This window comes from Pedobacter sp. R20-19, from assembly GCF_000708265.2.
GTDB lineage: Bacteria > Bacteroidota > Bacteroidia > Sphingobacteriales > Sphingobacteriaceae > Pedobacter.
In genome coordinates this window covers 410,796-424,640 of sequence record NZ_JCKI01000003.1, presented here as the reverse complement: position 1 = coordinate 424,640, position 13,845 = coordinate 410,796, and the positions used below count along the sequence as shown (strand labels likewise).

Genomic DNA, 13,845 nt, shown 5'->3' with positions numbered 1-13,845 from the left:
TGTAATGGAAGACTATTGCCTATAAATTAATCATTATGAATCACTTATCAATTAAAAATCTTCGTAAAACATATGCCAATGGTGTGGTAGCCATTAATAACATTTCACTGGAAATAGGTGATGGTATGTTCGGGTTATTAGGCCCCAATGGTGCAGGAAAATCATCTTTAATGAAAACAATTGTGGGCTTACAAACAGCAGACAGCGGGGAGTTAACTTTTAATGGCGTAGATGTGTTGGCAGATCCGGGTGCTATCCAAAAACACCTGGGGTTTTTACCACAAGATTTTGGTGTCTATCCTAAAATATCAGCTTATGATTTGCTTTCACACATGGCAGTTTTAAAGGGAGTAATAAATACTGCTGAAAGAAAAGAACAGATTCTGGCTTTGCTGGATAAGGTTAATCTATTTCAACACCGAAATAAAGAAGTGCATACATTTTCTGGCGGTATGCGGCAAAGGTTTGGCGTGGCACAAGCCCTTCTCGGCAATCCGCAAATCATCATAGTAGATGAACCTACCGCTGGCCTTGATCCTGAAGAGCGAAATCGCTTTAATACTTTACTAAGCGGTATTAGTGAGGAAGTGATTATTATCCTTTCTACACACCTGGTGGAGGATGTACGGAATTTATGTACTAAGATGGCCATCATGAATCAAGGCACCATACGCACTTACGGAAATCCGAATGAGCTCATCCGGTTGCTGGATGGTAGAATATGGCAAAAGCAAATTATGATTACGGAAATAGAACAGTACCAAAATGATTATCATGTCATCTCTTCTCAGTTTATTTCTGGCAAGATGAATATTCACCTCTTATCAGATTACCAGATTGAATCATTCAAACCAGTTCATCCCACTTTGGAAGATGTTTATTTTTCTGCCCTTAAACCTTTAAATACCAAATGATGAGTGCCATATTTCTTTTTGATGTCCGCAGTTATTTTAAGAGACCTGGCTTTTATGCTGTCTTGCTGTTAATTATAGTACTTGGTTTTGTAGGAGGAGGGAATGCCCTGTTTTCTGTTGGTGAAGATATCTATGCAAATTCACCTTATCAAATTAGTTTTATCACCAATCTGGTTAGTTTACTTACGATTTTCTTTAGCACCCTGTTCGCATCGCAATTACTTTTCAGAGAAGCTGATTCTAATTTTGAACCCTTACTTTTTAGTACACCTATTCGGAAAATTCAGTTTTTTTCAGGAAGATATGCATCACTGCTGTTCATGAGTTTTTTATGTATACTCCTGTTGATGATCAGCTTTTTTACGGGATATGCATTCGGAGCATCTTCTGCAAAACGTACCGGTTTTGTATGGATTTGGTACCTGTATCCACTGATGATTTTTACCTTTGTTAATACCTTGTTCACCACTGCGGTACTTAGTTTTGTGGCCTGGAGCACCCGTAATAAATTATTGGTGTATGTAAGTGGTTTGCTATTGTATATCTTTTATATGGTAGCCTTAATTTATTCCGGCTCACCCTTAATGGCGCAAAGCATGCCGCAATCAGATCAGGCGCAGTTCATATCCGCTATATTAGACCCATTTGGGTTCTCAGCATTTTTTTATCAAACCACACACTGGTCGGTAGTACAAAGAAATACAGAAATGGTCGCTTTAACTGGCATGTTTTTATTGAACAGATCTATCATATTATTGCTCTCAGCCGGCTTGATCTTATTTTCGGTGAGAAATTTTTCACTGATCAAAAGCATGAAATACAAAGCTATAGCCCCTGAAGCTGTGGTTCAGAAAAATAGTGGCTCTATTCTTTACAAAACAGTAGGAACTAAGCATAATTTTAAGGCGCAATTAAAAGCATTGCTTTCATTTTACAAGATGGATCTGGTCTATATTTTTAAAAGTGTACCATTTATCATTACCGCAATGGCCTTATTATTTTATGTAGGGATGGAAATGTATGGGGAGATAGAAAAAGGCATTAGAATACCGCAACAGTACGCCAGTTCGGGTTTAATGGTGAGTACGATTATACAGAATTTTCATTTGTTATGTATGATTGCCATATTATATTATGGGCACGAAATTTACTGGAGGAGTAAAAATGCGAACTTTAATTTGATTGAAGATGCTGCAGCAAATGTTAAAACCCGTTTTTTTGCCCAATGCCTTTCGCTCGCTACCTTAATTTTTTTGTTGAGCGGGCTAATCATATTAGAAGGTATTCTTTTTCAGTTGCTTTATCATTATCCATTTATAGAATGGTGGGTTTATGCACATGTGCTCCTCTTTAATAGTTTTCCATTGGTATTGCTGGGGATTCTGATTTTATTGATTCAAAAGTTGATCAGGCAAAAATACCTCGGACTTGCTTTAACAGCATTGTTTGCCTTAATCATGGCCACCTCCATAGGTAAAAAGGTTTTCAGTTACCCACTGTTGAAATTTTTACAACCCTTTCAGGGAGATTTCAGCGATATGAATGGCTTTGGTTCATATACTGTTGTTTATGCAGAAAGATTAGGCTTAGGCCTGGGGGTAGTGATTTTTCTGCTGATTATATTTAACCTGCCAAAAAGAAGGTTATTAAAATGGCCGGTAATGGTAGTTTTGCTGCTGTCTGTAAGCCTGATGTATGGTCCAGGAAGTATTTTAATGAAAGGCTATCAGCCTAAAAATGGAGATGCAGATTTATTGGCAAAAGCCAATTACGAAAGTGCTTATAGGAAATATCAGCACCTGCCACAACCAACCATTACTGCTATCACTACAAGGGTAGATTTATTTCCGGAACAAAATGCTTATCACATTATTGGCACTTATAAGCTGGTGAATAAAACAAAACAGCAAATCCATAGCTTACTGGTTAACATGGACAATGAAATGGATATTCATCATGCTGTTTTTATAAACGGTTCTGAAAAGATCCGGATGAAGAAGCCATACCAGTTGATTCAATTACAAAAAGCATTGTTACCCAATCAGGAAGCCCGGTTTGAGTTTAACATCAGCTATTCATGGAAGGCCGTGAACGGACACCAATCATTTAATGCCATTGTAGAAAATGGATCTTTTATGCGCATCAGCAGGTATTATCCACAATTTGGTTATCTATCTGGTAATGAAATAACAGATGAAAACCGCCGGAAGCAATTTGGATTAGGTCATATTACTGCTTTAAAGGCATTCAATTCGCCAAAGGTCCCTAATGATGATTTCATCAACCTAAATATGGTGATTTCTACACCAATGAACCAAACCGCTATTGGTGTTGGTGAATTAACCAGGCAATGGAAAAATGCCAATCGAAATTACTTTCAATACCAAACCAGTTCACCAATACCCTTTCGCTTTGCCATTTCTGCTGCAAGGTATGCGTTAAAAAAAGTGTATTATAAAGGGAGAAACTTTGAAATTTATTATCATCCAACTCATGTTGAAAATGTAGCGCATTTACTTAAAAATGCAGAAATAACATTGGATTATTGCGAAACAAACTTTGGTTCGTATCCATTTAAAACGATTCGTTTCGCCGAAGTTTCCAGTTTTACCAAAGGTTTTGCGGCAACGGCCTATCCGGAAACTATTTTTATGACAGAAGATATGCTATTTCATTCTAATATTAAAGGTGATAGGCAGCAGGATGTGATTAATGAATTGGCCGGGCATGAATTATCGCATATGTGGTGGGGCAATACTCAGATCTCTCCTGATGAAAGAGCTGGTGCGGCCATGCTTACAGAAACGCTGGCAATGTATACCGAATTGATGTTGCTTAAAAAGATGTATGGTAAAGCAAAACTGCTCGAAAAGATAATCATGCATTTAGGCATTTATCTGGATGAAAGGGGCTACACTACCGAAGAGCCCTTATGTAAAGTTAAAAACGAAGATATTCATATTTCTTATTCCAAAGGTGCGGTAGTGATGTACAAGTTAAGCGAATTAATTGGAGAAGAAAAGGTAAACCTTGCCCTTAGAAATTTTATGGCTAAAAATAAATATCCCAATCCTAAACCAATCTCTATTGATTTCTTAAAGGAAATTTATCTGGTAAGTGATCAAAAATTTCATGCAGAAATAGAAAAAATGTTTACCACAACAGGTGGATTAAAAGAGGAGATGAAATTATAGAAATGGATCACCTGGGAACCCTGATGTAAATAATTTAGTATTAGACCAGAAATATTAATCTTTGCTAATTTGATGAAGAAAAATTAAGCCTGCGAATTAACAGTTCATTATGTTTTTCAAGAAGCTCTATGTATTTAAGCTTCCAATGATCGCGGTCTTTTAAAAGTTCATCATAATTCATCGCTTCAGCATGAGTTATTTCTTTTGTGGTTGTGTTTAATGCCATTTCAGGAAAATCAACAGAGAAATCATATTTTAAAACTTCACCATAAGCAGAAAGGAGCTTAAAATCAAGCATCTCCATTTCGATATGATGATGAATGGCATCTATAGAGTACGAAAGTGTTTTAGATAATTCAAAGATTGATATATTGCTTTTATGAATAATCGATTTAAGCAATTTTCCCCTATGTATTTGCATGTAATTATAGTTAATTGAAATTCTCACATCCAAAACGATCATTAGTTTAAAAAAGTATTCCTAAAAATAGAAAATAGGAAATCCTGACAGTGATAATTTGAAAAATGAATAAGGCTGCCCGGTTCAGGGGGCAGCCTTATTTTTAATCGGTCAACTAACCAAAGTATACGATCAATTTTTTAGGTAGATGTAGTATAAGAACCACTATAATTGGATATTGTTTGATAAATTTTATATTATTTTAAATTAATAAAAATCAATTTATCAGATCGGTAAAATGCAATAAACCCGATTCGATAAGAATCGGGTTTTAAAATAAATCACATCACTTTATGCAAATAGTAATTTATTGATGTTAACATGATTACTCCTTATTCCTTTCCTTCGGATTTTGCTTTTTTACGGTCAAAAGAAAATCTTCTGGAGATGCTAAAGCCCCAACGGTATTGTCCTTTTAGCCATGAACTTGTAGTTTCAGGAATGAATTGCATTTCCTGAATCGCCGTTGCGTTGGTGAAATTAATATGGAATACGTGGCCACCAGTTTCCATTTCTAAACCAACACCAAGTGGATTATAGAATTTTGTGGCCCTTTGTGCCTCTACATATTCTTTATCGGCTTTATTTCGGAATGGTAGAAAATAATCTACTACCAATGCCATACGCTTCGTGAACTTCAATCTTCCGCCTGCACCAATCGCAAATAAGTCGTTCGGGTCTCTGAATGTCGTGAGATTTCGGTGTACATAACTTGGCGTTAAACTAAATGACAAATTGGAACTGAATTTCCTCGCCAGGATAATTTGTGCTACCCAATTCATTCGTTCCCTAAAATTCCGGTATGAAGTGGCCGCAGTAGGATCATCTTTATTGGCTTCTACGGCGGCTATGGTATTACTCCCGAAAAGGGTTACTGCTAGCGGTACTTTATCGTCAACGGTTTGTTCCAGTAAGCGATATTTAAGGCTTCCTTCATATAGCTGTTGCACAGCAGTAGCACCTTTTGCACGGGCAAGTCCGATGGTTAACTTATCGGTTACACCATATTCAAAACCAATTCGCACATCAGTTGAATTGTCAAGCCCGAAAAACTTTTTGATTCCGCCATTGCTTCCGGCAATATCACCAAAACGGTGATCTACTTTGAAATCGAGTTCATGTTTGTAAAGTGTTTCATTGGTATGGCCGTTGATTAGTTTAGTGGCTTTAAAAGTTGCAATCACCTTTTCACTTTTTCCACCAGAAGTAGCCATTGCCTTTTCCAAGGCATCCTGCCCATATCCATTAAATGAGATCATAATGGCCAGAAGTGATATACAGAGTCTAAGTTTGTTTGTGTTTTTTTTCATTATTTCTTTTCTAAATAAGTGGCCTGAATACGTACCTCAATTTCCTCTGCAATTTTTTTGAACACGATTGTTGGAATATCAATTTTATGATCAGCTATCTTAATTTTGAAAGTTGAGGTTGCAGATACTGTTCCTTTTGAAACAAGGATATCTACTTTTGCTTTACATGGTTTAGTTACACCATGAACGGTAAGCATTCCATCTACATCCATTTTTATAAGGCCATCTTTTGCCAGATTAATAGGAGCAGATAACGTTCCTTTAAACTCAGAAGTAGGATATTTATCAGACTCCATGTAGTTTTCATTAAAATGTTCCTGCATCAGTTTTTTAGGAAATTCAAACGAACGGTTATTTACCCTGAAAATAATTTTTCCCGTTTTTACATCGATGACAGAATTTCCTGTAATACTTTTAGCCTCAATATCTTCTAAGGGTGTTTTAGAATAAAATGATACCTGAGCCTTATTGGTACTGAGGATTTGCGAAAAAGCAGGGAGGCAAAAAAGCCCCATTACTGCTAAGAATAGTAATTTTTTCATAGTTAATTGGGCATTTTGTTATCAAACCATTCTTTTAATGAAGCCAGTTCAGCGGCTGTTAATGAACCTCCAATGGGCATGGATTTGGTTTCCAGTACCACCCGTCTAATTCGCGTTTCATTACTGGTAATTGATGCTAAGCCATTAAAGGTCCATATAGATGCAGCAGATCTTCCTGCACCATGGCATCCAGCACATTTGGTTTGAATAAGCGCCTGCGTAAAATTGGTATAAGTTACCGTTGATGTTCCACCTCCTGGATTGGTGGTTTGCGGAACAATTTCGTCTGCCTGTCTTTTAGAGCAGCTATTGCTCAATAGAATGTATACGATGACCAGAGCAACGTAAATGAATTTTTGATTTTTTTTCATAGTTATGGGTTTAAGGCAATGGTAGATTTTGTTAGAATAGGCCAAACACCAGGACTTGGTACGCTAACGCCTTTCGTATCGCCACGCTTCGCATCAGGACCGAAATAATATAGCGGATGCCCTTTATAGGTTAACTGTTTTTTTCCTACAGCCGTAATCTGGATGAAAACATTTTTTGAAAGGACAGAAGGTACATTTAAAACATCCGATTCATAAATTGGCCAAGTGCTATTGTTACTCAAATCTGCTTTGGTGTAAGTATTTACATTATAAGTATCTGGTGCGAAAGCATAAAGTGTTCTGCCAGACGCATCTGTAAGGTATTGCGTAATACCATCACCAACTTTAGAATTTTCGAGATAGTTTTTTCCATCGTTTCCAACCAGCTGTGTGCTGGCCAGCATTACCGAATAATCTGGTTTGGCAACAAACCAGGTGCCTCCGGAAGCATCACCTTTAATATCTAAAGCTGCCACATCACCAGCATAATAATACAATGGCCAGCCTTTGTAGGTAGTTTGTTTTTTTCCGTCTGCTCTGGTAATGGTAGAAACATCTGGTGCATTTAAGCCAGGCATACTGCTTAAATCGTCAGCTAAAAATACCGGCCAGACTGTTTCGCAACCACCTGTACAACCAGAACTACCATTGGCATCCAGAGAAAAGAAATACAATGTTCTGCCATCTCCATCAGTGATGACAGTTCCAAAGGTTACATTTGAAACTGTTTTCAATGTTTTTTTACCAGCTACAGGAGTTGGATTGGGATCTGCCACATTGTTCTTTGAACAGGATGAAATTACGGTAACAAATAAAAGAGCAAATAGAGACCAGTTTTTCTTGAATTTAAGTTTCATAAAAGATGATTTTAAGTTGTTTAATTATCAGGATTACGGCCCTGCTTAGCAAAAGGTTGCCTGCAGGTGTTCGAAAATCTAATTTTTTTAAAAATGGCTATGATACAGCTGATTACAATCTTTTAAAGTATTTTGATTAGTTTTGGCAACCTTTTGTGTACTTGCCTCGTATACCGTGTATAAAGAAGACCAAAACAATAGCATAGACTTGTTAGTGAAAGAAATTATTAGTGGATGTATCAGAAAGGATAGAGCCAGTCAGCATCTGCTATACAAAGAATTTTACAGTTACTGTATGGGGATATGTAAAAGATATTCCATTGGTGATTTTGAAGCTGCGGATGTACTGAACAATGGATTTTTGAAAATTTTTAATAACATAGATAAGTATGATAATGCTAAGCCCATTAAGGCATGGATTGGTAAAATCATGGTCAATACGGCGATAGATCATTATCGTGCCAACCTGCGCTTTACCACTTATGATGATATTAGCGAATATGAGCAAAATGGTACGGAAGCCATTGTTTATGAGCAGATGGCTTACAAAGAATTATTAATGTTGGTGCAAAGCCTTTCACCAGGTTATAGGATTGTTTTTAACATGTACGCAATTGATGGCTATACACATGAGGAGATTGCGAAGTCTCTAAACATTTCGGTGGGCACCTCTAAATCCAACCTTTTTAAAGCCAGGCAAAGGCTTCAGGAAATGATCAGGGACATGGAACCTCTGAATGCAAAAATGAAGGTTATTTCTAACCATGAACAAAATATAAGCAAGAATGAAAGACGAGCATAATCTGGATAAGTTGTTTAGAGAGGGGCTAGATGAGATTGATACTCCCTTTCATGAACCCGACTGGGCGGAAATGTCCAAAAAACTTGATCAGCAAGATCAAAAACCAAAATTTCCGCTTTGGTGGAGTCTGTGTGCTGCTGCGGCCGCATCAATTTTAATATTTTTTATTTTTTTTAATACGTCTAAAAACAATCATACGGTAAGCCGGGTAGAAAAGAACCAGTCATTAGTGTCTCCTAAAAGCAATCCAGCGGATACGTTTGTTCACCACGATGAAGAACAGTTGTTGGTTAAAAGTCAAGCTCCAGTTGTTGCTGATCAGCATGCATTAATCAAAAGATCTGATTCTGCTATCAGAAACTTACAACCTGTTTTATCAAAAGTTGTTATAGATGGGGAAGGCATTAATAGTGTATCGCTTGCACAGTTGAAAACAGATGGACTACTGCCTGGGGCTTTGAGTAATGGTAAACCAAAACCATTAGAAAAAGAATTGCGGAATAGCATCACTCCAAATCGACTTTCTTTAACAGTACTGGCGGCACCTGATATCTCTTCTACCAGTTCGAGTGTGAGCAATAAAGTCAGTACTAATTTTGGACTCATGATCAACTATGCGTTAACCAAAAAAATAGGTGTATCAACTGGCGTTATTTACGCAAAAAAAATATATGATTATAATGGCTTCGGTACGTCAACATCTGGTTATAGTGCCGGACCATGGCAGGTAAATGCAGATTGTAAAGTACTTGATGTGCCTGTGAATATTAATTATCAGGTCTTTAAAAAAAGAAGCCTCGGTGTTAATGTAAGTGCCGGGCTTTCCAGCTACATCATGTTGAATGAGAAATATCAGCTAACCAGTGGCCCGGCATCAACGGTAACCAATGAAGAGGTTACTGGCAATAAGCATTTTATGGGTATTGCCAATTTTTCAGTAGGCGTAGAGCGAAAAGTAAATTCACGGTTGAGCCTTGGATTACAACCTTTTTTAAAGGTTCCGCTAACAGGCATCGGGAAGTATGAAGGGAATCTGAGTTCTGCGGGCATATCAGTACTTTTTAACCTAAAAAGTTTAAGCAATAACTAATTTGTAAAGGGTATTTAGATTGTACGGCTTCTCAATATTAATAACCTTTTATCTCTCATCAACATTCTTCTTTCCAAGGCAAGATAACAGCAAACTTTGATTCAAAACATTTGTTCCTATATAAACTAAAATAAAGAACAAATGATAAACAAAGACGAGCAACCAATGGAAAGCGGACAGGAAAATACTGGCGAAATGAATAACCATCAAGCAAAAGGATCGAACACGATCAAAGATCCGGATGAGTGGACTACAGGTGATGAACCGATGACTGGTGCACAGCAATCTTACCTTAAAACACTTTCTGATGAAGCAGGGGAAACGTTTGATGATACCTTAAGCAAATCAGAAGCTTCAAAACGGATTGACGAATTGCAACACAAAACAGGTAGAGGCCTGGAAGAATAATCCTTTTGATTTAATTAAGTTAAACTTAATTTATAATTTAAAACATGTGGATACTTTGGGCAGTACTTGCTGCCATATCAGCAGCTTTGGTAATTGTATTAACAAAAGCTGGTTTAAAAAATGTTGATTCAAGTTTAGCATTTGCTATACAGGCGGTGTTAATTTTGCTGATCACCTGGGGCGTAGTGATTTATCAAGGTAATATTGGTGATTGGAAAGGCATAGAAAAAAATGCGTGGATGTTTTTACTTGCCGCGGGTGTTTTTACCTCTCTTTCTACCTTGTTTTCTTATAAAGCACTTTCTATGGGGCCAGCATCTTATGTAGCTACCATAGAACGGTCTTCTTTGATATTTGCCATTATATTATCTATTGTTTTCTTGAAAGAAAAAATCACCTGGCAGATTGTTGTAGGAGGCATTGCTATTATCGGAGGCGCCATGTTGATTGCATTATCAGATCCTGGTGAATAGTTAGGATAAGAATCATTAAAATTTAATTGTTAAACTTATTAAGCTGGTTACCAAAAGGTGGCTGGCTTTTTTTGTATTTCATTTTAATCAGAATCTTCACATCAATGAAGCTGTAATATTAAAACGATTGTCTGAGTATTGGTTTAAATTTGTATTATTGCTAGAGCAAATGAGAATATAAGGTGAAGTTTAACATTTCCAGAATCAATTTTTTTAAACTATTAAAATTTGGAACAGTTGGCGGAATTTCTGTTTTAATTGACTTTTCTTTAACCTGGCTACTGCATAATAAATTAGGTATAAATGGTTTAATTTCAAGTAGTTTGGGTTTTTTGTTTTCGTCTATATGTAATTTCCTGCTGAATAATTACTGGACATTTGGTGCGATAAATGGAGAAGCGACAAAACGTTTTATTAAATTTGTATGCATATGCGCTATAGGTTTATTGCTCAACACAGCCACTGTTTATGTCTTAACACATTGGGGAGGTTTAGGATTGTATATTAGTAAATTAATTGCCGTAGTGGTGGTTTTTAACTGGAGTTTTTTAGCTAGTTCCTTATTTGCCTTCAAGCCATCAGATGCTATACGAAGTTAGTTTTAGTAAAGTTATTGATCAAAATTGGGTAAATACAAGTTGATTAAACGAGGAAAATATTATTGTATGTTTAATTTTTGTTTTGAAGATTTTTTTTATCACTATGAAACCAATTTCTAGCTCACTTATCTATCTTTTGCTGAGTTTTATTTTATTAACTACAGCCATTACTTATTCCAATCATTTTCAAAATGGTTTTCATTTTGATGATTCACATTCTGTAGAAAATAATGTTTACATCAGAAGCCTTTCTAATATCCCGCTATTTTTTAAAGATGGTACCACCAGTAGTAACCTGCCGCAAAATCAATCCTATCGGCCAATAGTAAGTACTACTTTAGCTATTGATTATTGGTTAGGCAATGGATATAATTATTTCTATTTCCACCTATCTAGTTTTGTGTTATTCCTGTTGCAGGGCATCCTGATGTTTTTTCTTTATAAAAAAATTTATAACGAGGCAATGCCTGCAAACGTTGGGGTTTATGCCGCATTGGGAGGTGTGGCACTTTATTTATTGCATCCTGCTATTGCAGAAACCATTAATTATGTAATTGCCCGATCAGATATCTGGTCTACGTTTGGTGTGGTACTTGCTTTCGTTTTATACCTGTATTCTCCTATTTGCAGAAGATATTATATTTATTTCCTACCACTTTTATTAGGCGCTTTAGCTAAACCAACTACCGTAATGTTTGCTCCAATATTCTTTTTTTACGTTTTGTTTTTTGAAGAGGAGATGAGCATTCGTGATGTCTTTCAAAAGGTTAATTATCAAAAATTATTTAGAACCCTTAAAAAAGTAGCTCCCGCTTTTATTTTTTGTCTTGCACTGTATTTATTTATTGATAGGTTTACCCCTAAAACCTGGGAACCGGGCGGAAGTTCACCATTGAGATATCTCATTACCCAACCTTTTGTTATCACACACTATTTTTACACTCTGTTTTTACCTACGGGTTTAAGTGCTGATACGGATTGGGGCTTGTTAACATCTATTAAGGATATCCGTTTTTTTATAGGAATAACCTTTATTATAGTGATGTTATATATTGCCTGGGTAACTTCATTAAATATGATACGCAGACCCATAGCTTTTGGTATTTTATGGTTCTTTCTCGCTTTGATCCCTACATCAAGCATCATTCCACTGGCAGAAGTGTTAAACGATCATAGGATGTTTTTCCCATTTATCGGACTCATCTTTTCAGTATGCTGGGCACTGGCACTCATGATACAATGGGGGACAACAAAATTAAAAAAACAGGGATTTAAATATGCTTATCTCATTGTTATTATTCCACTTTTATCCTTGCCTATTTACGCTTCTGCTACTTATGAACGAAATAAAATCTGGAAGAATGAAGAAAGTTTATGGTATGATGTAACGGTTAAAAGCCCGTTAAATGGCCGGGGTTTGATGAATTATGGTCTATCCAAAATGGAACAGGGAGATTATAAAACCGCTGCGGTTTATTTTGAACGTGCCCTTGTAATGCTGCCTACTTATGCTAATATCTATATCAATATGGGGATATTAAAAGCGGCAACAGGGCATGACGATCAATCTTCCTTCTATTTTAAAAAAGGAATCGAGTTTGGGCAAAATTATCCTGATACCCATTTTTACTATGCAAGATACTTATATCAGAAAAAGGTATATGATACTGCAAAAGCTGAGTTACTTAGGGTATTAGCCTTATCCCCTTCGCATCTCGATGCACGTTTTCTGCTGATGGATATTTACCAAAAAACCAGTCAATGGGATCAGCTGGAAAAATTAGCGATTGAATCACTTAAATATAGTCCTCAAAATCAATTGATTTCCAGGTATTTGGAAGCGAGCAGGAAAAAAGAAGGAGAATTGGAAATGGCGCAGCAGTTGGCGAAGGAGAAACCGTCAGCATTGAACTTTCTTAACCTTAGTCTTCAATATTATGCTGCCGGAAAATTTGATGAGTGTATAAGCGCATGTGAGCAGGCCATCACCCTCGATCCAAAACTGGCAGAAGCCTATAATAACATGGGTTCAGCTTATAACCTTAAAGGAGAATATCAGAAAGCCATTCCTGTATTGGAGAAAGCGTTGGCATTAAATCCAGGATTTACACTTGCTTCAAATAATTTGGAGGTTGCTAAAAAAGGTCAGTTATCTGCTGAGAACAATAAATCTTTTGGGATAGATAAATCAGGAGAGGCAAGGCATATTAATAAAAGTCTGGAATATTACAATAGCGGAAGATTTGAGGAATGTATTGCAGAAGCAAGGCTGGCATTAAAAAGCAATCCAAAATCTGATATTGCCTATAATAACCTTTGCGCTGCATACAATAGTTTAAAAGAATATGACAAGGCAATAATGGCAGGGGAGAAGGGTATGCAGCTTAATCCATCTAATGCCCTGTTGAAAAATAATCTTGCTGCGGCATATCAAGGCAAAAAAAGAAATTAATCCGGATCCTTTTGAGGATCCTTATTTTCTTGTTTTGCCTTTTCAAGTTCTTGTTTCAGTAAGGCCATTTCTTGTGTGAGTTTTCTAATGTTGTTATGCAGCTTTGATGACACCACACTAATATGAACCAGATAAATCAGGATTGCGAAGATGGCACCGGTAAATAATAAATTAGGTGCCTGAAATACTCCAAGCAATTTGGCCATAATCTCTAAACCATTTGGCCAGAACGAAAATATGGTTAATAATATGGTGCAGATTACCCAGATAATGGCATATTCTTCACGTAACTTACCTTTAATAATTAGCCTTGCGATGTAGGCAATAAAAATGAAGTTTACCAGAATGGTAATCAGTTGTATACGAGTCATAA

Annotated in this window: 14 protein-coding genes; 8 read left to right on the top strand and 6 right to left on the bottom strand. The window is 36.5% G+C overall.

Features of this window, described 5'->3' with window-relative positions; genetic code table 11:
- Nucleotides 1–35: 35 nt before the first annotated feature.
- Together AN34_RS09445 and AN34_RS09440 are read left to right on the top strand one after the other, a co-directional pair.
- Nucleotides 36–914, top strand: a complete 879-nt coding sequence (locus AN34_RS09445; RefSeq protein WP_029284654.1) for an ABC transporter ATP-binding protein — start codon at nt 36–38, stop codon at nt 912–914.
- On the top strand, nt 911–4,108 hold the full coding sequence (locus tag AN34_RS09440) for a M1 family aminopeptidase (protein WP_082468358.1): 3,198 nt from the start codon (nt 911–913) through the stop codon (nt 4,106–4,108). The genes AN34_RS09445 and AN34_RS09440 overlap by 4 nt, the downstream gene beginning before the upstream one ends.
- Before the next feature lie 64 nt (nt 4,109–4,172).
- Here the strand turns inward: AN34_RS09440 and AN34_RS09435 are convergent, their stop codons facing one another.
- The 5 genes from AN34_RS09435 to AN34_RS09415 form a co-directional block, all read right to left on the bottom strand.
- Nucleotides 4,173–4,529 carry a hypothetical protein gene (locus tag AN34_RS09435; protein ID WP_157263266.1) on the bottom strand — a complete coding sequence of 119 codons (357 nt, stop codon included), beginning with the start codon at nt 4,527–4,529 and terminating at the stop codon, nt 4,173–4,175.
- 371 nt (nt 4,530–4,900) lie between these two features.
- Nucleotides 4,901–5,878 carry a DUF5777 family beta-barrel protein gene (locus AN34_RS09430; protein ID WP_051666391.1) on the bottom strand — a complete coding sequence of 326 codons (978 nt, stop codon included), beginning with the start codon at nt 5,876–5,878 and terminating at the stop codon, nt 4,901–4,903.
- Nucleotides 5,878–6,420: a YceI family protein gene (locus tag AN34_RS09425; RefSeq protein ID WP_029284646.1), complete on the bottom strand. Its 543-nt coding sequence runs from the start codon at nt 6,418–6,420 to the stop codon at nt 5,878–5,880. The genes AN34_RS09430 and AN34_RS09425 overlap by 1 nt, the downstream gene beginning before the upstream one ends.
- A 2-nt stretch (nt 6,421–6,422) precedes the next feature.
- A complete protein-coding gene (locus tag AN34_RS09420) occupies nt 6,423–6,791 on the bottom strand; it encodes a cytochrome c (RefSeq protein ID WP_029284644.1) in 369 nt (122 codons plus the stop codon).
- A gap of 2 nt (nt 6,792–6,793) precedes the next feature.
- Nucleotides 6,794–7,648: a hypothetical protein gene (locus tag AN34_RS09415; RefSeq protein ID WP_029284642.1), complete on the bottom strand. Its 855-nt coding sequence runs from the start codon at nt 7,646–7,648 to the stop codon at nt 6,794–6,796.
- A 142-nt stretch (nt 7,649–7,790) separates the two neighbouring features.
- Here AN34_RS09415 and AN34_RS09410 point away from each other — a divergent pair, with 142 nt between their 5' ends.
- From AN34_RS09410 to AN34_RS09385, 6 genes are all read left to right on the top strand, one after another.
- Nucleotides 7,791–8,450, top strand: coding sequence for an RNA polymerase sigma factor (locus AN34_RS09410; protein ID WP_197285512.1), 660 nt, complete (start codon nt 7,791–7,793; stop codon nt 8,448–8,450).
- Complete coding sequence (locus AN34_RS09405; protein ID WP_029284638.1) at nt 8,434–9,540, top strand: outer membrane beta-barrel protein; 1,107 nt, start codon at nt 8,434–8,436, stop codon at nt 9,538–9,540. The genes AN34_RS09410 and AN34_RS09405 overlap by 17 nt, the downstream gene beginning before the upstream one ends.
- A gap of 141 nt (nt 9,541–9,681) precedes the next feature.
- On the top strand, nt 9,682–9,948 hold the full coding sequence (locus AN34_RS09400) for a DUF3072 domain-containing protein (RefSeq protein WP_197285511.1): 267 nt from the start codon (nt 9,682–9,684) through the stop codon (nt 9,946–9,948).
- A 44-nt stretch (nt 9,949–9,992) separates the two neighbouring features.
- Complete coding sequence (locus AN34_RS09395; RefSeq protein WP_029284634.1) at nt 9,993–10,421, top strand: EamA family transporter; 429 nt, start codon at nt 9,993–9,995, stop codon at nt 10,419–10,421.
- 182 nt (nt 10,422–10,603) lie between these two features.
- Nucleotides 10,604–11,020: a GtrA family protein gene (locus AN34_RS09390; protein WP_051666386.1), complete on the top strand. Its 417-nt coding sequence runs from the start codon at nt 10,604–10,606 to the stop codon at nt 11,018–11,020.
- A gap of 103 nt (nt 11,021–11,123) precedes the next feature.
- Nucleotides 11,124–13,472 carry a tetratricopeptide repeat protein gene (locus AN34_RS09385; protein WP_029284630.1) on the top strand — a complete coding sequence of 783 codons (2,349 nt, stop codon included), beginning with the start codon at nt 11,124–11,126 and terminating at the stop codon, nt 13,470–13,472.
- Here AN34_RS09385 and AN34_RS09380 read toward each other — a convergent pair.
- Nucleotides 13,469–13,843, bottom strand: coding sequence for a DUF2304 domain-containing protein (locus AN34_RS09380; RefSeq protein ID WP_029284629.1), 375 nt, complete (start codon nt 13,841–13,843; stop codon nt 13,469–13,471). The two genes, AN34_RS09385 and AN34_RS09380, sit on opposite strands and share 4 nt — an antisense overlap.
- Nucleotides 13,844–13,845: the final 2 nt, after the last annotated feature.